Here is a 20117-nt window from a genome sequence, read left to right on the forward strand (position 1 = left end):
GCGCCCCACACCCCCCCCCGCCCCCCCGCGGAGGGGCCCCCACACCCCCGTCCCGCGCCCACGACTCGGCACATGGAGCGGGACGGAGACCGGGTCAGCCGAGCCAGGCCTCGACCTTGTCGGGGTTGTCCTCGACCCACTTGGCCGCCGCGTCCTCGGGGCTCATCCCGTCGGCGGTGATGTACGCCGCGATCTGGTTCTGGTCCTCGTTCGACAGCGTCCACTTCTCGACCAGCGAGGCGGCCGGCGACCCGGAGTCCATGAACTCCTTGGACGCGACCTTCTTCAGCTCGGTCTCGGCGTAGTCGCAGTCGACCTCGGCCTTGTTCTTGTCGCAGCCCTCCTCGTAGGGCGGCAGCTCGACCCGGGCGAACGGGATCTCCGCGTGGATGTAGTGCGGCTCCCAGAAGTAGCCGAGCAGCCACTCCTTGTTCTTCTGCGCCTTCTCGAAGGCCTCGACCGTCGCGGTCTCACCGCCGGAGAAGACCACCTTGAAGTTCAGCCCCAGGTTCTTGATGATCGCCTCGTCGTACTGGGTGTAGGTCGGGTCGGAGCCGAGGAACTGCCCCTGGTTGCCCGACTCCGAGGTGCGGAACTCGTCGGCGAAGTCGTTGAGGTTCTCCCAGTTGAGGACCTCCGGGTGCTCCTCGGCGAGCCAGCCGGGGACGTACCAGCCGATGATGCCGACCGCGCCCATCGAGCCGAGGTCGACGGCGGTGCCGTCGGCGACGGCCGCCTCGAGCTCGGCCTGGTGCGACCACTCCTCCAGGATGACGTCGCCGTCGCCGGAGGCGAGCGCCTGGTACGACGGCCCGCCTTCCTTCAGCTCGACGTAGTTCACGGTGCAGCCGAGCTCCTCCTCGGCCACGTGGCCCACCACGTAGGCGTCGGCGGTGTAGCCCACCCACGGGTGGACGAGGATGTTGAACTCGCCGCAGTCACCGCCGGCGGCGGCCGCCTGCTCCTCGTTGGCCTCGGTCTGCTCGGACACAGAGCCCCCGCCGCACGCCGTCAACGCCAGCAAGGCCGCCGCCGCGAGAGCGGACAGCCCCGCGCGTCGCTTGATCGGATCCAGCATTGTCTTCACTCCATTTCCCTCGAGTCGCTCGCGCGACCTCCCACGTGCCGCGAAGCGCGACGCGTCCTGTGCTGACCAGCCACGGCCTCACCTGCCCGGTCCCGCGCGGTCCGCTGCCGCACGCATGACCCGGTCGATGAGGATGCCGAGGAGGACGATCGAGAAGCCGGCGGCGGCGCCCTTGCCGGCGTAGTCGGCGTGCGCCAGCGCGTACACCACGTCGTAGCCCAGGGCGCCGGCACCGACCAGCCCGCCGATGACCACCATCGCGAGCACGTAGAGCAGCCCCTGGTTGGTCGCCAGCACCAGCGAGCCCTTGGCCATCGGCAGCTGGACCTTGGTGATCTCCTGCCAGGTCGTCGACCCGGTGGAGCGTCCGGCCTCGACGACCGTCTCGCCGACGCCGCGCACGCCGTCGGCGACGAGCTTGATGGCGGCCGGGGCGGCGTAGATGATGCCGGCCACGATCGCGGTGAACCGGGTCGGCCCGAAGAGCGCGAGCACCGGGATCAGGTAGACGAAGGCGGGGATCGTCTGCCCCGCGTCGAGCGTCGGCCGGACGATCAGGTCGACCCGGCGGCTCCTCGCCATCCAGACGCCGAACACCAGGGCGAGGACCATGACGAGCGCCGTCGCGACGATCGTCATGTTGAGCACGACCATCGTGTCGTTCCACAGGTCGAGCAGGTAGATCCCGGTGAGGCCGACGACCGCGGGCACCAGCGCGCGGAGCCCGCCGACGACCAGGCTCAGTGCGAGCAGCCCGGCGTAGGCGAGCCACCACGGCGACTCGGCGAGCAGCGACTGCAGCGGGTTCAGCAGCCCGTACGTCACCGCGTCCTTGAACGCACCGGACGGACCGTCCAGCGCCGAGGTGATCGACTCCATCCAGTCGTTGGCCCGGGAGGCGACCGAGCTGGCGAGGTCGTTGCTCGGAAACACCGCAGCGTCGATGGCGTAGCGGGAGTACCAGACCGCGACCGCCACCGGGACGAGCAGCGACCCGAGGACGATGCGGCGGCGCCGCGGGTCCTCCCCGCCGCCCCGCGCCACCCGCTCGGACCGCTCGCTGGCGGCCGTCGTGGTGCGGTCGAGCATGATCCCCATGACGACGATCAGGAGACCGGGGACCAGGCCGGCGCCGAAATTGTTTTGGGTCAGGGCCGAGAGCACCGGCTTGCCGAGGCCCGGGCCGTTGACGTAGCCGGCGATGATCGCGATCGACAGCGCGGCGAGGATCGTCTGGTTCAGCCCGAGGATGATCGTCCGGCGGGCCATCGGGACCTGCACCTTCCACAGCCGCTGCCAGGTCGTCTGGCCCAACGAGTCGGTGGCCTCGATCGCCGCCGGCGACACGTCCCTGATGCCGAAGCCGGCGATGCGCACGATCGGCGGCAGCGCGTAGGCAACCGTGCAGACCACGGCGTTGGGCGCCCCGATGCCGAACAGGATGAAGACGAACATCAGGTAGACGAAGGTCGGCATCGTCTGCAGCAGGTCGAGGACCGGCGTCACGATGCGGCTCGCGGTCCGGCTCAGCCCGATCGCGATCGCCACCGGGAACCCGATGAGCACCGCGAAGAACACCGACACGAGCGTCACGATCAGCAGGTCCATCGAGTCTTCCCAGAACCCGAAGAGCCCGAAGGAGACGAAGGACGCCGCGACGAGCAGCGCGATGCGCCAGCTCGCCACCGCGTAGCCGACCCACGTCGCGATCGCCACGACGCCCAACCAGCCGATCTGCGGGGCGGGACGCGGCGCCTCCGGCGTGGAGATCAGCCCCTGCAGGGTCTCGACGATCGCGTTGATCCCGTCGGCGATCACCCCGGTGATCGCGCTGCCGCCCAGGCCGTCGGCGATGTCGGTGATGCGCTCGTGCAGGTCGGTCTGCTCGGTGCCGGAGACGAACAGCGTGTCGTCGCCGCGCGTGAAGCTCCACACCAGGATCCAGAGCCCGAGCACCACCAGCGCCCATACCCAGCGGGGGACGCGACGCGGCTCGGGAGGGGGCGGGGGCGCCGCACCGGGTTCGACCGGGCGGGCCACCGTGGCGGTGGCCATCAGCGTTCTTCCGCCACGACGACGCGCAGGATGTCGTCGTCGTCGACCATCCCGACCACGCGGTCGCCCTCGGCGACGAGCACGGGGCCGTTGTGGTCGAGCACGACCCGGGCGGCCTCGCGGACGACCGTGTCGCAGGGCAGGACGGGCGTGTCGGGGGCGACCTGGTCGTCGACCGGCCGCATCACCCAGCGCAGCGTGAGCACGTGGGACTTCGGCACGTCGCTGACGAACTCGCGCACGTAGTCGTCGGCGGGCCTGGCGACCACCTCGTCGGGGCGGCCCACCTGCACGATCTGTCCGTCGCGCATGATCAGGATCCGGTCGCCGAGCTTCAGCGCCTCCTGCAGGTCGTGGGTGATGAAGACCATCGTCTTGCCGAGCTCGCGGTGGAGCCGCACGACCTCGTTCTGCATGTCCCGCCGGATCAGCGGGTCGAGCGCGGAGAACGGCTCGTCGAAGAGGAGCAGCTCCGGGTCGTTGGCGAGGGCCCGGGCGAGCCCGACGCGCTGCTGCATGCCGCCGGAGAGCTGGTCGGGGTAGGACTGGTCGTAGCCGCTGAGCCCCACCAGCTCGATCATCCGCATCGCCCGCTCGCGGCGGGCGGCCTTCTTCTCGCCGCGGATCTCCAGCCCGTAGGACACGTTGTCGACGACCTTGCGGTGCGGCAGCAGCCCGAAGTGCTGGAAGACCATCGAGACGTGCTTGCGGCGCAGCTCGCGCAGCCGGCTGTCCGGGGCCTTGGTGATGTCCTGCCCGCCGATCTCCACGGTGCCCGCCGTCGGCTCGATCAGCCGGGTCAGCATCCGCACGAGCGTCGACTTCCCCGAGCCCGAGAGCCCCATGACGACGAAGACCTCGCCGGGCGCCACGTCGAAGGAGACGTCCTTCACGCCGACCACGCAGCCGGTCTTCCTCTTCAGCTCCGCGCGGCTGAGCTCGGCGTCGGGAGTGCCGATGATCCGCTCCGCGCGCGGGCCGAAGATCTTCCAGAGCCCTTGCACGGACAGGGCCGGGTCCCCCGCGACCCTCTCGGTGGCGACAGGGGTGGTGGGCGGGACGGTCTGGGTCATGGCGAGACTCCGGAGGGCGGCTCCAGCGGCATGCCGTCGCGGTGGCGGTAGTACGGCACGTCGAGCGGAGGCAGTGGCGTGTTCCCGAGGATCAGGTCGGCCGACTTCTCGGCCAGCATCATCACCGGGGCGTAGATGTTGCCGTTCGTGATGTAGGGCATCGCGGAGGCGTCGACGACCCGCAGCCCCTCGACGCCGTGCACCCGCATCGACTCCGGGTCGAGCACCGCCTGGTCGTCGACGCCCATCTTGGCGGTGCAGGAGGGGTGGAGGGCCGTCTCGGCGTCCTTGGCGACCCAGTCGAGGATCTCCTCGTCGGTCTCGACGCTCGGCCCCGGCGAGAGCTCACCGGCATTGAAGACGTCGAACGCCGGCTGGTTGAGGATGTGGCGCGCGGCGCGCACCATCTCGATCCACTCGCGACGGTCGTTCTCGGTCGAGAGGTAGTTGAACTGCAGGGCCGGGTGCTGGCGCGGGTCGCGGCTCTTGAGCCGGAGCGTCCCCCGGACGTCGGAGTACATCGGGCCGATGTGCACCTGGTAGCCGTGGTCGGACGCCGGCCGCGACCCGTCGTACCGGATCGCGATCGGGAGGAAGTGGAACATGAGGTTCGGGTAGTCGACCTCGTCGTTGGAGCGGATGAAGCCGCCGGCCTCGAAGTGGTTGCTCGCCCCCACCCCGCGGCGCAGGAAGAGCCACTCGGCACCGATCCGCGGCTTGTGCCGGTGCTTGAGCCACGGCCCGATGGAGACCGGCTGCTTGCTGGCGTACTGGATGTAGACCTCGAGGTGGTCCTGGAGGTTGCTGCCGACACCGGGCAGGTCGGCGACGACGGGGATGCCGAGCTGCTCGAGGTGCTCCTTCGGTCCGATCCCGGCGAGGAGCAGCAGCTGGGGGGAGCCGATCGCGCCGCCGCAGAGGATGACCTCGCCGGCCCGGACGCGGCGGGCGCCGCGGCCTGCCCGGTGGTAGTCGACGCCGGTGACGCGGTTGCCTTCGGTGACCAGCCCGGTGACCGTCGCCAGGGTCTCGACGCGGAGGTTCTTCCGGTGCCGCACCGGGTGGAGGTACGCGCGGGCCGCGCTGAGCCGACGCCCCTTGTGCACGTTGCGGTCGAACGGCGCGAACCCCTCCTGGCGGTAGCCGTTGACGTCGTTGGTCAGGGGGTAGCCGGCCTGCTGGACGGCCTCGAAGAAGGCCCCGAACAGCGGGCTCGTCGCGGGGCCGCGCTCGAGCACCAGCGGCCCGCTACCCCCGCGCCAGGCGTCGGCGCCGGCGAGGCAGGTCTCCATCCGCTTGAAGTAGGGCAGGCAGTGGGCGTAGTCCCACGACTCCATGCCCTTGTCGGCGGCCCACCGCTCGTAGTCCATCGGGTTGCCCCGCTGGAAGATCATCCCGTTGATGCTGCTGCTGCCGCCGAGCACCTTGCCGCGGGCGTGGTAGACGCGGCGGCCGCCCATGTAGGGCTCGGGCTCCGACTCGTACTTCCAGTCGTAGAGGCGGTTGCCGATCGGGTAGGGCAGCGCGGCCGGCATGTGGATGAACGGGTCGAGCCTGACGTCCGAGCGCCCCGCCTCGAGCACCAGGACGCTCGTGGAGGGATCGGCGCTCAGCCGGTTCGCCAGCGCACAGCCGGCGCTGCCGCCCCCCACGATCACGAAGTCATAGCTGCGCCCGCTGTCGACCATCCGCCCGCCTCCCTCAGCCCCGGAACCACTGCTGCACCGCCGGGCGCACGTTGTGCCAGACGTGCTTGGTCTCGCGGTACTCGTCGAGCCCGGCGAGGCCGAGCTCGCGCCCGATCCCCGACTGCTTGTAGCCGCCCCACTCGGCCTGCGGCACGTAGGGGTGGAAGTCGTTGATCCACACGGTGCCCATCCGCAGCCGCCCGGCGACCCGCTCGGCGCGGCCGGCGTCCCTCGTCCACACCGCGCCGGCGAGGCCGTAGATGCTGTCGTTGGCGGTCTCGACGGCCTGGTCCTCGCCGGTGAACCCCTCGACGGTGAGCACCGGCCCGAACGACTCGTCGTGCACCACCGACATCGAGGTGTCACACCGGTCGAGCACCGTCGGCGGGTAGTAGAACCCGTCGGCCAGCCGCGGGTCGTCGGGGCGCCGGCCACCGCAGCGCAGCTCCGCGCCTTCCTCGAGCCCGAGCGCGACGTACTTCTCGACCTTGTCGCGGTGGGCGGCGGAGATGAGCGGGCCGGTCTCGGCCTCCTCGTCGAAGGGGCCGCCGAGCCGGATGCGGGAGGCGCGCGCGACCAGCTCGTCGACGAACTCCGTGCGCACGCTCTCCTCGATGACCAGCCGCGCACCGGCCGAGCAGACCTGGCCGGAGTGCAGGAAGACGGCGGTCAGCGCGAAGTCGAGGGCGACCTCGAGGTCGGCGTCGGCGAAGACGACGTTGGGGTTCTTGCCGCCGAGCTCGAGCGCGATCTTCTTCACCGTGCTGCTCGCCGCGGCCATGATCCGCTTGCCGGTCTCGAGGCCGCCGGTGAACGACACCAGGTCGACGCGCGGGTCCTCGGACAGCGGCGCACCCGCCTGGGCCCCGGCCCCGAGCACCAGGTTGCCGACGCCGGCGGGGAGCCCGGCCTCCTCGAGGATCCGCATCAGGTGGATGGCGGTGTGCGGGGTCAGCTCGCTGGGCTTCAGCACGAAGGTGTTGCCGGCGGCGAGCGCGGGCGCCACCTTCCACGAGGTCTGCAGCAGCGGGTAGTTCCACGGCGTGATCAGCGCGCAGACGCCGACGGGCTCGTGGACGACCCGGCTCACCACGTCGGGGCGGCCGGTGTCGACGACCCGCCCGGTGTCCTCGGCGGCGATGTTGCCGTAGTGCCGGAAGACGCCGACCACGTCGTCGACGTCGTACTCGCTCTCGACGAACCGCTTCCCGGTGTCCAGGCTTTCTGCCCGGGCGACGTCGGCCTTGTCGCGCTCGAGCAGGTCGGCGACGCGGTGCAGCAGCCGGCCGCGCTCCAGCGTCGAGCTCGACGACCAGGTGCCGGCGTCGAACGCCTCGCGCGCGGCCGCGATGGCCCGGGCGGTGTCCTCGGGCCCGGCCTCGTCGACCTCTCCCACGAACGACCCGTCGGCCGGGCACAGGATGGTCCGTGAGCCGCCCTCGCGAGCGGAGATCCACTCCCCCTTCACGTACAACGTGGGCACGGGGCTCCTCACGTCAGGGCGTTGCGCAACGCGCAACGACGTTTGCCTGACGCAACAGCATTGTGGGGCGGAGCCGTCGGGTCAAGGACCGTTACGCCCTCGTTGTGAATGCGTTCGCTGCCCGCGGGTACCGTCGCCGGCTCTCGGCCGTCCGCGCTAGCCGCCGACAGCGGCCTGGCGGTGCCACCCGAGCCGGTGGGAGACCTCGTCCGCGGCGTCGACCAGCACGGGGACCAGCTCCTCGACCCGGCGCTCCGGAAGCCGCAGGGTGGGCCCTGAGATGCTCATCGACGCGACGACGTCGCCGTGCGCGCTGCGCAACGGCGCCGCGATCGCGGTCAGCCCGAGCTCCAGCTCGTCGGTGGCGACGGCGAACCCCTGCGCCCGCACGGTGGCGAGCTGGCGGTGGAGCGTCCGCCGCGCCGTGATCGTGTGCTCGGTGTACGCCGGCAGCGTCTCGACCAACCGGTCGACCTCGTCCGCCTCGAGCTCGCAGAGGAGCACCTTGCCGTTGGAGGTGGCGTGCAGCGGGATGTGCTGGCCGACCCAGTTGTGGGACTGCAGCCCCGAGCCGCCGGTGACCTGGTCGACGTAGAGCGCCGCATGGTCGGCCAGCACCGCGATGTTCACCGTCTCGCCGCACTCGGCCGCGAGCCGCCGGCACACCGGCCGCGCCTCCTGCACCACGTCGAGCCGCGCGGTGCTGGCGCCGGCGAGCCGGACCAGCCCCATGCCGAGGCGGTACTTCCCGCGGTCCTCGGTCTGCTGCACGAGCTCGTGGCCCTCGAGGGTGGTCACCAGCCGGAAGGCCGTGCTCTTGTGCACGCCGAGCTCCGCGGCGATCTCGGTGACGCCGGCCTCGCCGACCCGCGCGAGGATGGACAGCACCGTCAGCGCCCGGTCCACCGACTGCACGCCGCCGACCGCCTCGGTGGTGTTCCCCATGACGCAACGCTAGCGTGTGGGCGTTGCGCATGACAGGCCCACGAGGCGCCACACGCAACAGACGGAAGGAAGTTGCCTTGAACCGGACGCTGCCGCCGCACAGCTACGTGCTCACCATCATCTGCCCGGACCGGCCGGGCATCGTGCACGCGGTCAGCGGCTTCCTCGTCGAGCACGGCGGGAACATCCTCGAGTCCCAGCAGTTCGACGACCTCGACGAGGACCGCTTCTTCATGCGGGTGCAGTTCGTGGCCCCGCCCCCGGCGAGCCTCGAGGGGCTGCGCACCGCGTTCGCGGACCGGGCCGCGGAGTTCTCGATGACCTGGGAGCTGTGGGAGGCCGCCGCGCCGTACCGCACGCTGATCCTGGTCTCGAAGTTCTCCCACTGCCTCAACGACCTGCTCTTCCGGTGGCGCAACGGCGACCTCCAGATCGACGTCGCCGGCGTCGTCTCCAACCACATGGACTGCGCACCGCTCGCCGCGTCGTACGACGTCGACTTCCACCACCTCCCGGTGACCCCGGACACCAAGGCCGAGGCCGAGGCGGAGCTGCTCACCATGGTCGACGAGCTCGACGTGGACCTCGTGGTGCTGGCCCGCTACATGCAGGTGCTCTCCGACGAGGCGTGCGACGCGCTCGCCGGCCGGGCGATCAACATCCACCACTCGTTCCTGCCGAGCTTCAAGGGCGCCAAGCCCTACCACCAGGCGTTCGAGCGGGGGGTGAAGCTCGTCGGCGCGACCGCGCACTACGTCACCGCCGACCTCGACGAGGGGCCGATCATCGAGCAGGACGTGGTGCGCGTCGACCACCGCTTCGACGCCGCCCAGCTGGTGTCGGCCGGCCGCGACGTCGAGGCACAGGTGCTCTCGCGGGCGGTCCGCTGGCACTCCGAGAGCCGGGTGCTCCTCAACGGCTCCCGCACCGTCGTCTTCCGCTGACCGCCCCTCCCCCGCCGAGTCGTCGCATCTTCACGCGCCTCCCCCGCCGAGTCGTCGCATCTTCACGGACGAGCGCGCCGACGCAGGCGAGTCGAGCTCAGGGGAAGCTCGTCGGCCCGGTGGTCGGCAGGGGCGTCAGGCACGCCACGGCTGACGGCGACCGGCTCTGCGACTGGTGGCGCCGCTGGCAGACCCGCGGCGCCAGTCGTTTCACGACAGGGCCGACCGCATCCAGGTCGTACGCCGGCGCGGCGGCTGACGACCTCGACCGCTCGGCGCGGTCGACCGTGAAGATGCGACGACTCGGCGGGGGATACGCGTGAAGATGCGACGACTCGGCGTCAGTCGCCCAGCTCGGCCCTGCGCCGGACGACGTACTCCTCGAGCTCCTGGCGGACGGCGTCGTCGAGCGTCGGCTGCTCGTACTCCTCGAGCCGCTGCTGGTAGATCTTCTTCGCCCGGCCGGCCGCGTCGACGCCGCCGTTGCGCATCCACCGCTCGTAGTTCTCCGACGAGGAGAGCATGGGCCGGTAGAAGCAGGTGCGGAACCGCTCCATCGTGTGCATCGCCCCGAGGAAGTGCCCGCCGTGGCCGACCTCCTGGTGGGCGTCGAAGGCCAACGACGCCTCGTCGATCTCGAGCGGGGTGAACTCCGCCTGGAGCATCTGCAGGATCTCGACGTCGACGATGAACTTCTCGAACCCCGCCACGAGGCCGCCCTCGAGCCACCCCGCGGAGTGCATGACCCAGTTCGCCCCGGCCAGGAAGGTCGGCAGCATCGTCATCAGCGCCTCGTAGCCGGCCTGCGCGTCGGGCACCTGCGACGAGGTGAGCGCACCACCGGACCGGAAGGGCAGCCCGAAGTGCCGGGCAATCTGTCCGGTGCACAACAAGCCGAGCCCGGACTCGGGGGTGCCGAACGTCGGGGAGCCGGACTGCATGTCGATGTTCGACAGGAACGACCCGAAGATCACCGGGCACCCCGGCCGGATCAGCTGCGCCAGCGCGATGCCGGAGAGTGCCTCGGCGATCTGCTGCACCAACGCCGCCGGGATGGTGACCGGCGACATCGCGCCCATGAGCAGGAACGGGGTGAGCACGCACGGCTGGCCGGCCGCGGCGTACTCGAACAGCGCGTCGAGCATCCGGTCGTCCCACCGCAGCGGCGAGTTGCAGTTGATCAGCGAGATCGAGACCGGCGTCTCCTCGATGGCGGCGCGGCCGCCGAAGAGGATCTCCCCCATGGCGATCGTGTCGCGGGCGTTCACCCCCGAGACGACGTTGCCCATGTAGACCTTGTCGGTCAGCGTCATGAGCGCCAGCGTCATGTCGAGGTGCCGCGAGTCGAGCGGGGTGTCGTTGGGCTCGCAGATCACGCCGCCGGCGGAGTCGAGCACGTCGAAGGACTGCGACAGCATCGTGAACCGGCGGAAGTCGTCCATCGTCGCGTCGCGGCGCACCTCGCCCTCACGGACGAAGGGCGGCCCGTAGACCGAGCCGAACGCCATCGAGTCGCCGCCGATGTGGATGTTGTGGGCGGGGTTGCGGGCCTGGACGTCGAACTCGCGCGGCGCCTTGGCCACCTGCTCCAGCACGAAGTCGGGGTCGAGGAAGACGGTGTTCTCCTCGACCTTCTGCCCCGCCGACCGGAAGAGCTCGAGCGCCTTCTCGCTCATGAACTCCACGCCGATCTCGGTGACCAGGCGTCGCCACCCCTTGTCGAGCTGGGCCATCGCGTCGGCGGAGAGGACCTCGTAGCGCGGCATCGTGTTGCGGAACATCTTGCGCCTCCTTGACCGGGGTTCTGCGGCATCCTAGCCTCATCATGTGGGAGTCAGGTTCCACATCATGGAAGACACGCCAGCACCCAGCAACACCTCGAGGAGCTTCGTGGCACAGAACCTCAAGACGGCAGTCCCCGGGACCCAAGCGGTCGACCGGGCGTGCGCGCTGCTGTCGATGGTCGTGCTCGCCGACGAGCCCCTGACGTTCACCGAGATCAGCGAGGCCAGCGGGCTCGCGCGGTCGACGACGTCGCGGCTGCTCGCCGCGCTCGAGCGCACCGACCTGCTCCGTCGCGACGCCGAGGGGGCCTACCTCGCCGGCTCGCTCTTCGCGCTCCACGCCGCCCGCCACGACCGCTGGCAGGAGGTCGCGCGCGTCGCGATGCCCTACCTGGAGCGGCTGCGGGACGAGACCGGCGAGACCGCCCACCTCGGCGGCGCCCAGGGCGGCACCGTCCTCCACGTCGCCCAGGTCGACTCTCACTACCTGCTCGGCACGCGGGACTGGACCGACACGCACGTCCCGGACCACACCAGCGCGCTGGGCAAGGTGTTGCTGGCGTTCGGCCGGCTGCGGATGCCGGAGCGGCCGCTGGAGCAGTTCACCGAGCACACCGTCACCGACCTGCGCCGCATCGAGCGCCAGCTCGTCGAGACCCGCACGCGCGGCTACGCCGTGGCGGTCGACGAGCTCGAGGTGGGGCTGGCCGCGGTCGCCGCCCCGGTCACCGGGCGCGACGGCGAGGTCTTCGCCGCGCTCGGTGTCTCCGGGCCGACCGCCCGCCTCGAGGACCGGCTCGACACCGTCGGGCGACTTCTGATCGAGCAGGCCGACGACCTGTCGGGGCTGCTGCGTGGCTTGCACAAGGAGGGAGCGGCATGACACCGGAGGAGATCCTGCAGGGGCTGTACGACGAGACGCTCGTCGGCAACGGGCCTCGCGTGCTGGAGCTGACCCACGAGGCCCTGGGGCTGGGCATGGAGCCGCAGTCGCTCCTGTTCGACGCCCTGATCCCCTCGCTGGAGGAGGTCGGCGCGCGGTTCGAGCGCGGTGACTTCTTCGTCCCCGAGATGCTCATCGCCGGCCGGGCGATGGCCGGCTCGATGGAGGTGCTCCGCCCGCTGCTCGCCGAGACCGGCGTGCAGACGATCGGCACCTTCCTCATGGGCACGGTCAAGGGCGACGTCCACGACATCGGCAAGAACCTGGTCAACATCATGCTCGAGGGCGCCGGCTTCGAGGTCATCGACCTCGGCGTCCAGGTGGCGCCGGAGAAGTTCGTCGAGAAGATCCAGGAGCACCAGCCCGACATCGTCGGCTTCTCGGCGTTCCTCACGACGACCATGCCGATGTTCAAGGCGAACATGAACGCCCTGCAGAAGGCCGGCATCCGCGACGACGTCATCGTGATGGTGGGCGGCGCCCCCGTCACCCAGGAGTACGCCGACGCGGTCGGCGCCGACGGCTACGCACCGGACGCCTCGGCGACCGTGAAGCGGGCCAAGGAGCTGCTGGAGCAGAAGAGGGCGCTGGTCTCCGCATGACCGAGAAGCACGAGACCGTCCTCCGCTCCGCGAGCAAGGAGGTGGTGATCGGCCACGGGCGCCGGTTCTGCCTCATCGGCGAGCGGATCAACCCGACGGGCCGCCGGATCTTCCAGGAGCAGCTCCGCAACGGCGACATGTCTGCGATCGAGCGTGACGTGCGCGCCCAGGTCGAGGGCGGCGCCGACGTCCTCGACGTCAACATGGGGGTGCCGCTGACCGACGAGCCCGACCTGCTGGCCAAGGCGATCCGGATGGTGCAGGGGCTCACCGACCTGCCGATCTGCATCGACTCCTCGGTGGTCGAGGCGCTGGAGGCCGGGCTCCAGGCCTACGAGGGGCGCGCGCTGGTCAACTCGGTCACCGCCGAGGACGACCGGATGGAGCTGATCCTCCCGCTGGTCAAGAAGTACGACGCCGCGATCATCGCGCTGCCGAACGACGCCGACGAGATCCCGATGGAGGCCGACCGCCGCCTCGAGCTCGTGCAGCACGTCGTCGACGTGGCGACCGGGGAGTACGGCATCGCCAAGGGCGACATCGTCATCGACCCGCTCGCGATGCCGATCGGTGCGGACACGACGACCGCGCTCACGGCGTTCGAGACCATGCGGCGGATCCGTGACGAGCACGGGCTGAACATGACCTGCGGCGCGTCCAACGTCTCCTTCGGGATGCCCGACCGGCACTCCCTGGGGGCGGCGTTCCTGCCCATGGCGATGCAGGCCGGGCTGACCAGCGCGATCATGGACGTCCGCACGCCCCAGATCGTCACGGCGGTGAAGGCCGCGGACCTCCTGCTCGGCCACGACGAGTGGGGCGGCAGCTGGATCACGGCCCACCGCGCACGTCAGGCAGCCGTGGCGGGGTGACCGTGAGCGAGTCGGCGGCGGCCGTGCCGGACCCCCCGGGGCGCGGGGCGGCCCCGCTCTCCCCGGAGCCCTCCGCCGCCCACGACGGCACCGGTCGGGTGCGGCTGTCGTTCGCGCCGTCGGGCCGCGAGGTGAAGGTGCCTCCCGGCGTGACGGTGTTCGACGCGGCCAGCTGGAACGGCATCGCGATCGACTCGACCTGCGGCGGGCACGGCACCTGCAAGAAGTGCAAGGTGCAGGTCGTCGACGGCACGGTCCCGGTCTCCCGCCTCGACGTGCGCGCGTTCACGCCCGAGCAGCTACGCAACGGCTGGCGGCTGGCCTGCCTCGCGCAGGCGACCGCCGACCTCGCGGTCGACGTGCCCCCGCTCACCACCCGACCGAAGGCCGCGACCGTCGGCGTCGGGCGGCAGGTGATCCTGCGGCCTGCGGTCAAGAAGCGCTACGTCGAGCTCGACGAGGCGACGCTGTCGGACCAGCGCCCCGACCTCGACCGGCTGCTCGACGCGATGGACGACCTCGAGCTCACCGCCGACCTCTACGCCCTGCAGCGGTTGCCGAAGGTGCTGCGGGAGGCCGACTTCAAGGTCACCGCGGTCGTCGTGGACGACGCACTGGTCGACGTCGAGCCGGGCGACACCACAGGGCGTCAGCTGGCGCTCGCCTACGACCTCGGCACGACCACCGTCGTCGCCACGCTCCTCGACGTCACCACCGGCACGCCGGTCGCGGTGGCGTCCATGCTCAACAAGCAGCAGCCGTTCGGCGGCGACGTGATCAGCCGGATCAGCGCGACGATGCTCGACCCCGACGCGCTCCCCCGGCTCCGCGACCTCGCCCAGGAGACGCTCCGCGAGCTGGCCCGCGAGGTGTGCGACGAGGCGGGCGTGCCCCCGACCGAGGTCCACGAGGTGGCGCTCGCCGGCAACGCGACGATGGCCGCGCTGGCGCTGGGCATCGACCCCGAGCCGCTCGGCGTGGCGCCGTTCGTGATGTCCACGGCCACCGTGCCGACGCTGCTCGCCGCCGACCTCGGCCTCGCCCTGCACCCGCGGGCGCGGGCGTTCGTCCTCCCGGCCCTCGGCGCCTACGTCGGCGGCGACATCGTCGCCGGGATGCTCGCGACCGGGATGGACCGCGACAAGCGGGTCCGGCTCTTCATCGACGTCGGCACCAACTGCGAGATCGTCCTCAGCGACGGCGAGACGATCCTGGCCACCGCGGCCCCCGCCGGGCCGGCCTTCGAGGGCGGCGCGATCCGCTGCGGCATGCGGGCCGCCGACGGCGCGATCGAGGTCGTGAAGCTCGGCGACGACGTCGAGCTCCAGGTGATCGGCGACAAGGAGCCGCAGGGGCTCTGCGGCTCGGGGCTCGTCGACGCGGTCGCCGAGCTGTGCCGGGTCGGGCTGCTCGACGGCTCGGGGCGCTTCGTCCCCGACGACCGGGCCGCGGAGCTCGTGCCCAGCCTCGCCGACCGGCTCACCGCCATCGGGCAGGAGCGGGTCTTCGTGCTCCACCGACCGCACCCGGAGGCGCCCCCGGAGGAGTCGGTCTACCTCTCGCAGCGGGACGTCCGCGAGCTGCAGTTCGCCAAGGCCGCGATCTCGACGGGGTGGACGCTGCTCCTCGAGCAGCTCGGCCTCGAGCACGGCGACGTGCAGCAGGTCCTGCTCGCCGGGTCCTTCGGGAGCTACCTCTCCCCCGCGGCCGCCGTACGCATCGGGCTGGTGCCGAAGCTGCCCGTGCTCCGCATCGTCTCGGCCGGCAACGTCGCCGGCGAGGGGGCGAAGATGAGCCTGCTCAGCGTGCAGGAGCGCGCCGGCGCCCTCGCCCTGCTGGAGGAGGTGAGCTATGTCGAGCTCTCCGACCGTGCCGACTTCAACGACCGCTTCGTCGAGCTCCTCGCCTTCCCGGGCTGAGCAGGCGGCCTCCCGCGTCGCGCTGGTCGCCTGCGGCGCGATCGCCCAGCCGTGCGCGGAGGTCGCGGCACGGCGTGGCTGGCCGCTCGACGTGCACCCGCTGCCGCCCCTGCTCCACAACCGTCCTGGGCTGATCGCGGAGCGGGTCGAGGAGCTGGCCGACGAGCTCGAGGAGCGCTACGCGGCGGTCGCGGTCGGGTACGCCGACTGCGGCACGTACGGCGCCCTCGACGCGCTCTGCACCCGGCGCGGGTGGAGCCGGCTGACCGGGCTCCACTGCTACGACCTGTACGCCGGCGCCGAGCGGATGCGGGAGCTCCTGGACCAGGAGCCCGGCACCTACGTGCTCACCGACTTCCTGGTGAGGTCGTTCGACCGCACCGTCGTCGCCGAGCTCGGCCTCGACCGCCACCCCGAGCTGCGCGACGACTACTTCGCGCACTACCGCCGCGTGGTCTGGCTCGCCCAGCACCCCGACGCCGAGCTGCGGGCGCTCGCCGAGCGCGCGGCGGAGCGGATCGGGCTGCCGCTCGAGGTGGTCGACACCGGTCAGACGCTGCTCGAGGAGGCCGTCGAGCAGCTCCTGCGCGATGCCGCAGCCACCGGTGTCGTCACTGGGTGACGGGCGCCAGCCGCTCCTGGAACTCCCGGCACCACCGCTCGGTCTCAGCGATCTGGTTGAAGGTGTACAGGTGCAGCCCGGTCACGTTCGACTCGGGCCGGGCCATCGTCTTCGCGCACCGCTCGAGGAACTGCTCCCCGGTGTAACCGCCAGGCGCCGCGAGCCTGGCGAACATCTTCTTGTGCTTCATGAGGAAACGCGTCGAGTCTCCCACACCGATGCGCGTGGCCATCGCGAGCAGCTTGGCGCGCTCCACCGGGCCGGGAGCACCGACGAGCACCGGCAGGGTGATGCCGCGGCTGCGCATCCGGTTCAGCCAGGTCTGGATGGTGCCCGGGTCGAAGTTGAGGTTGCTGACGATGTGCGTGGCGTGGCGCCGCTTGTCCCACATCGACTGCACGGTCAGGTCGTCGCTGATCGTGGGGTGCGACTCGGGGTAGCCGGTGATCCCGACCTCTGGGAAGGGGCGCCCGAGCTCGGTGAGGTCCTCGAGCAGGTCGAGAGCCGCGTGGTACTTCCCCGCGGGCGGGTCCTGGTCACCGCCCGGGACGAAGACGGTCGTCACGTCGGCCGCCAGCAGCCGGTCGCAGAGCTCGCTGAGCTCGGCGCGGTCGCGCACCATCCGCGCCGCGAGGTGCGGGACGACGTCGTACCCCTGGCGGGAGAGCCGCTCGGTGAGCTCGACGGTGGTCTCGAGTCCCTTCGCCGGGGACGCCGTGACCGTGACGGTGCGCCGCAGCGGGACGTGCTCGAGCACCTTCTCCTCGACGCTCGGCGTCGGCAGCACCTCGAACCGCGCCGAGGCGACGAGCCGGCTCAGGACGGCCGCGTGGGCTTTGTTTCGCATGACGCAACCTGGTTCGTGATACGCACAATGCAGCGTAGCCCCGCGGCTCGCCCGTCAGCAACGGACCGGACGACCTAGTCCGAGAGGGCGGTCAGCAGCGCCGGCACGCGCCCGGGCACCTCCCGGGCCAGGAACCCGACGGCACCGACCTCCTGAGCCAGCACCTCGCCGGCGCGCCCGTGCAGGTAGCCGCCCCACACCGCCGCCTGGACCGGGTCGGCGCCGCGTGCCACCAGCCCGGCCACGATCCCCGCCTGGGTGTCGCCCGAGCCGGAGACCCCGAGCCCCGGTCCACCGACGTCCGCGACCCAGCACCGCCCGTCCGGGGCGGCCGTCCACTTCGACGTACCTCCGCAGAGCACGACGGCACCGGTGCGCCGCGCCGCGTCCGACGCGGCGCGCGCCGGGTCGCGCTCCACCTCGTCCTCGTCGCGGTCCAGGATCCGGGAGAGCTCGGTGGGATTGACGGTCAGGACGCAGCCGTCGAGGTGCGCGAGCCCGTCGGGGTGGTGGGTGACGAAGACCGAGCCGAGCGCGTCGACGACGACGCGGCCCTCGAGCTCCGGCACGACGCCTTCCATGAACGCCAGCGCGTGGTCCACGTCGACGAGCCCGGGGCCGAGCAGCACGACCTCGGCGCTCCCGGTTTCCCGCACGACCGCCGACGCCGCGCGGCTGCCGAGCGCGCCGTCCTCGCCCTCGCCCGGGAGCGGGAGCACCCGGCTCTCCGGGGCCGCGACGGCGACGGGTGCGCAGGCCGACGCCTCCGTGGCGATGCGCAGCTTGCCGCCGCCCGCGCGCAGCGCGGCCTCCCCCGCGAGCAGGACGGCGCCGGGCGTCTGCGCGCTGCCGCCGACGACGAGGACCGTGCCTCGGGCGTGCTTGTCGTCCCCCGGAGCGGGCAGCGCCCAGTCGCGCAGCAACGGCTCGGTGACGGGCGTCGGAGCGGGCTCAGCCACGACCGGCGCCTTCCGCGGCGCGCTCGTCGCCGGCCGTGCCTCGGCCCGAGTGGTGCTCCTCGTGGGTGACGTCGGCGTCGGCCCTGCCGACGGCGGTGGTGTCCGCGAACGCGACGAGCTCGTAGCCGTCGTCGCCGCGGCGGTAGCAGGTCATCGAGGCGTTGCCGATCTGCGTCTCGCCGTCGATCTCGAGCAGCTCCTGCTCGGTGAGCCCCTCGAGCACGTAGCGGAAGCTCATGATCACCGCCTGGTGCGTGAACAGCCACACCCGTGCGCCGTCGAACCCCTCACGCAGGTCGGACAGGAGCGAACGGACCCGGAGCACGACGTCGGCCCAGCTCTCCCCCGACGGCGGCTGGTAGTAGAACTTGCCGAGCTTCGTGCGGCGCTCGGCCTCCTCGGGGTACTCCGCCCGGATCCCCGCGCCGGTGAGCCCGTCGAACACCCCGAGGTCGCGCTCGCGGAGCCGTTCGTCGAGCAGCCGCTCCACGTCGAGCCCGCGCACGGCCAGCTCGGCGGTCTCCGAGGCCCGCCGGTAGGGCGACGACAGCACGATCGTCGGGCGCGCGTCCTCGTCCGCCCCTGCCAGCCAGTCCCCGACGGCCTCCGCCTGGCGCCTGCCGTTGTCGGTGAGCTCGACGTCGGCGTCGCGTGCCGACAGCTCGAGCCGGTCCGCACCGCGGTCGCGGGCCTCCGCGTCGGCGACGTTGCCCGCGCTCTCGCCGTGCCGCACGAGCACCAGCTCGGCAGGGCCGCGACGGGCGTCGAGCAGCTTGGACAGCGTCATGGGGCCCTCCCACGGTGACGGTCGGTCCGGTCGGCTTCACGTTCTCCCCGTGGCGGGCGGTCAAACGGCGGGAGCGGTGGCGGTCGTCGCCTCCTCCAGCACCTCCCCGCGCCGCTCGGGCAGCCCCCAGGTCGCGGCCGCCGCGACGGCGAAGAACGCGGCGAACACCGCGAACAGCACCGCGTTCGACCCGCCGGCGTCGAGGATCCACGGCACCGCGAGCGGCGCCAGGATCGACGCGATGCGGCCGAACCCGGCCGCCCAGCCGGTGCCCGTGCCCCGCAGGTCGGTCGGGTAGACCTCCGGCGACACCGCGTAGAGCGCCCCCCACGCACCGAGGTTGAAGAACGACAGCGCCATCCCGGCCGCGAGGATCGCCCCTTCCGAGTCGGCGTTGCCGTAGAGGAGCGCCGCGACCGCCGACCCCACGAGGAACGTCGAGAGCGTCGGCCGCCGGCCCCACACCTCGACGAGCACCGCGGCGACGGCGTACCCCGGGAGCTGGGCGAGGGTGATGACGAGCGTGAAGCCGAACGAGCGGACCAGGTCCATCCCGGAGGCGACCAGCAGGCTCGGGATCCAGATGAAGGCGCCGTAGTAGGAGAAGTTCACGCCGAACCAGACCAGCCACAGCGACCCGGTGGCGCGCGCGTGCTCCCGCCGCCACAGCGCCGCGGGGCCGGGCACCGGCCGCGGGGGTCGTGGCTCCGGTTCTGCGCCTGCCGGCGGCGGTGGCTCTCCGGCCGCCGCCTCGAACCGGCGGACCGCGGCCTCGGCCTCTCCATGCCGCCCCCGCGCCTCGAGGAACCGCACCGACTCCGGCAGCCCCAGCCGGACCACCACCGCGTACACCGTCGGCAATGCGCCGATCGCCAGCGCCCACCGCCAGCCGTCGTCCGACTGCGGCACGACGTAGTAGCCGATCAGCGCGGCGAGCACCCAGCCGACGGCCCAGAAGGACTCGAGCGCCACCACCACCCGCCCGCGGATCCGGGCCGGTGCGAACTCGCTGACCAGCGTCGAGGCCACCGGCAGCTCCGCGCCGAGCCCCAACCCGATGAGGAACCGGAAGACGAGCAGCGCCGCCACCGACCACGAGAGCGCCGCCGCTCCTGTCGCCAGCCCGTAGACCAGCAGCGTCACGGCGAAAACCTGCCGCCGGCCGAACCGGTCGGCGAGGAGCCCGCCGATGCTGGCGCCGAGGGCCATCCCGACGAAGCCGATCGAGGCCACCCACGACAGCGTGGAGTCGCTCAGCCCCCACTGCTTCGCGAGCGCGGCCATCACGAAGCTGATCAGCCCGACATCCATGGCGTCGAGCGCCCAGCCGGCCCCCGACCCGAGCACGAGGCGGCGGTGCTCGCGGGTGAACGGCAGCCGGTCGAGCCGCTCGGACCGGGTCAGGGCACGGTCGCCGACCGGTGTGCGGGGGTCCGGGTGGCTCATGCGGGCGTCCTACCCCGTTTCAGGGTCGGCGGCCCCACGGGAACTTCGCCGTTTCGCAGCG

17 protein-coding genes are annotated in these 20117 nt (G+C 71.9%); 6 read left to right on the plus strand and 11 right to left on the minus strand.

What is annotated here, in order from left to right; genetic code table 11:
• Positions 1 to 94: 94 nt before the first annotated feature.
• From FIP57_RS05385 to FIP57_RS05410, 6 genes are all read right to left on the minus strand, one after another.
• Positions 95 to 1078: an ABC transporter substrate-binding protein gene (locus FIP57_RS05385; protein ID WP_148572463.1), complete on the minus strand. Its 984-nt coding sequence runs from the start codon at positions 1076 to 1078 to the stop codon at positions 95 to 97.
• 87 nt (positions 1079 to 1165) lie between these two features.
• The gene (locus tag FIP57_RS05390; RefSeq protein ID WP_148572464.1) at positions 1166 to 3142 is read right to left on the minus strand and encodes an ABC transporter permease; all 1977 of its coding nucleotides are present in this window, start codon (positions 3140 to 3142) and stop codon (positions 1166 to 1168) included.
• Positions 3142 to 4215, minus strand: a complete 1074-nt coding sequence (locus FIP57_RS05395; protein ID WP_148572465.1) for a quaternary amine ABC transporter ATP-binding protein — start codon at positions 4213 to 4215, stop codon at positions 3142 to 3144. The genes FIP57_RS05390 and FIP57_RS05395 overlap by 1 nt, the downstream gene beginning before the upstream one ends.
• Positions 4212 to 5903 (minus strand): choline dehydrogenase, encoded by a 1692-nt coding sequence (betA, locus tag FIP57_RS05400; protein WP_148572466.1) that lies wholly within the window; start codon positions 5901 to 5903, stop codon positions 4212 to 4214. The genes FIP57_RS05395 and betA overlap by 4 nt, the downstream gene beginning before the upstream one ends.
• A 13-nt stretch (positions 5904 to 5916) precedes the next feature.
• Positions 5917 to 7386, minus strand: coding sequence for an aldehyde dehydrogenase family protein (locus tag FIP57_RS05405; protein ID WP_148572467.1), 1470 nt, complete (start codon positions 7384 to 7386; stop codon positions 5917 to 5919).
• A 156-nt stretch (positions 7387 to 7542) separates the two neighbouring features.
• Positions 7543 to 8331, minus strand: coding sequence for an IclR family transcriptional regulator (locus FIP57_RS05410; protein WP_148572468.1), 789 nt, complete (start codon positions 8329 to 8331; stop codon positions 7543 to 7545).
• Positions 8332 to 8408: 77 nt separating this feature from the next.
• On the opposite strand from FIP57_RS05410, the gene purU reads away from it, so the two are divergent.
• Positions 8409 to 9275, plus strand: coding sequence for a formyltetrahydrofolate deformylase (gene purU, locus FIP57_RS05415; protein ID WP_238993295.1), 867 nt, complete (start codon positions 8409 to 8411; stop codon positions 9273 to 9275).
• Positions 9276 to 9616: 341 nt separating this feature from the next.
• Here the strand turns inward: purU and FIP57_RS05420 are convergent, their stop codons facing one another.
• The gene (locus FIP57_RS05420; RefSeq protein WP_148572470.1) at positions 9617 to 11056 is read right to left on the minus strand and encodes a trimethylamine methyltransferase family protein; all 1440 of its coding nucleotides are present in this window, start codon (positions 11054 to 11056) and stop codon (positions 9617 to 9619) included.
• A 109-nt stretch (positions 11057 to 11165) separates the two neighbouring features.
• Here FIP57_RS05420 and FIP57_RS05425 point away from each other — a divergent pair, with 109 nt between their 5' ends.
• Genes FIP57_RS05425 through FIP57_RS05445 form a run of 5 tightly spaced genes read left to right on the plus strand, consistent with a single transcriptional unit; the run spans position 11166 to position 16017 of the window.
• The gene (locus FIP57_RS05425) at positions 11166 to 11942 is read left to right on the plus strand and encodes an IclR family transcriptional regulator (RefSeq protein WP_203231067.1); all 777 of its coding nucleotides are present in this window, start codon (positions 11166 to 11168) and stop codon (positions 11940 to 11942) included.
• Positions 11939 to 12604: a corrinoid protein gene (locus tag FIP57_RS05430; protein ID WP_148572472.1), complete on the plus strand. Its 666-nt coding sequence runs from the start codon at positions 11939 to 11941 to the stop codon at positions 12602 to 12604. Before FIP57_RS05425 ends, FIP57_RS05430 begins: the two co-directional genes overlap by 4 nt.
• The gene (locus tag FIP57_RS05435) at positions 12601 to 13476 is read left to right on the plus strand and encodes a dihydropteroate synthase (RefSeq protein ID WP_148572473.1); all 876 of its coding nucleotides are present in this window, start codon (positions 12601 to 12603) and stop codon (positions 13474 to 13476) included. Before FIP57_RS05430 ends, FIP57_RS05435 begins: the two co-directional genes overlap by 4 nt.
• A 2-nt stretch (positions 13477 to 13478) precedes the next feature.
• Positions 13479 to 15395: an ASKHA domain-containing protein gene (locus FIP57_RS05440; protein WP_203231068.1), complete on the plus strand. Its 1917-nt coding sequence runs from the start codon at positions 13479 to 13481 to the stop codon at positions 15393 to 15395.
• Positions 15328 to 16017 carry a DUF1638 domain-containing protein gene (locus tag FIP57_RS05445; protein WP_148572474.1) on the plus strand — a complete coding sequence of 230 codons (690 nt, stop codon included), beginning with the start codon at positions 15328 to 15330 and terminating at the stop codon, positions 16015 to 16017. The genes FIP57_RS05440 and FIP57_RS05445 overlap by 68 nt, the downstream gene beginning before the upstream one ends.
• Here the strand turns inward: FIP57_RS05445 and FIP57_RS05450 are convergent.
• The 4 genes from FIP57_RS05450 to FIP57_RS05465 all read right to left on the minus strand — a co-directional run bounded on the left by FIP57_RS05450 (position 16007) and on the right by FIP57_RS05465 (position 20056).
• Entirely contained in the window at positions 16007 to 16864 is an 858-nt protein-coding gene (locus tag FIP57_RS05450) for a methylenetetrahydrofolate reductase (protein ID WP_148572475.1), read from the minus strand. The two genes, FIP57_RS05445 and FIP57_RS05450, sit on opposite strands and share 11 nt — an antisense overlap.
• Before the next feature lie 74 nt (positions 16865 to 16938).
• Positions 16939 to 17823, minus strand: coding sequence for an NAD(P)H-hydrate dehydratase (locus FIP57_RS05455; protein ID WP_148572476.1), 885 nt, complete (start codon positions 17821 to 17823; stop codon positions 16939 to 16941).
• Positions 17816 to 18610: a histidine phosphatase family protein gene (locus FIP57_RS05460; RefSeq protein WP_148572477.1), complete on the minus strand. Its 795-nt coding sequence runs from the start codon at positions 18608 to 18610 to the stop codon at positions 17816 to 17818. The genes FIP57_RS05455 and FIP57_RS05460 overlap by 8 nt, the downstream gene beginning before the upstream one ends.
• A 60-nt stretch (positions 18611 to 18670) precedes the next feature.
• On the minus strand, positions 18671 to 20056 hold the full coding sequence (locus FIP57_RS05465; RefSeq protein WP_148572478.1) for an MFS transporter: 1386 nt from the start codon (positions 20054 to 20056) through the stop codon (positions 18671 to 18673).
• Positions 20057 to 20117: the final 61 nt, after the last annotated feature.

The sequence above is a fragment of the Nocardioides caldifontis genome, assembly GCF_008087345.1.
In the GTDB taxonomy this organism is placed as follows: Bacteria; Actinomycetota; Actinomycetes; order Propionibacteriales; family Nocardioidaceae; genus Marmoricola_A; species Marmoricola_A caldifontis.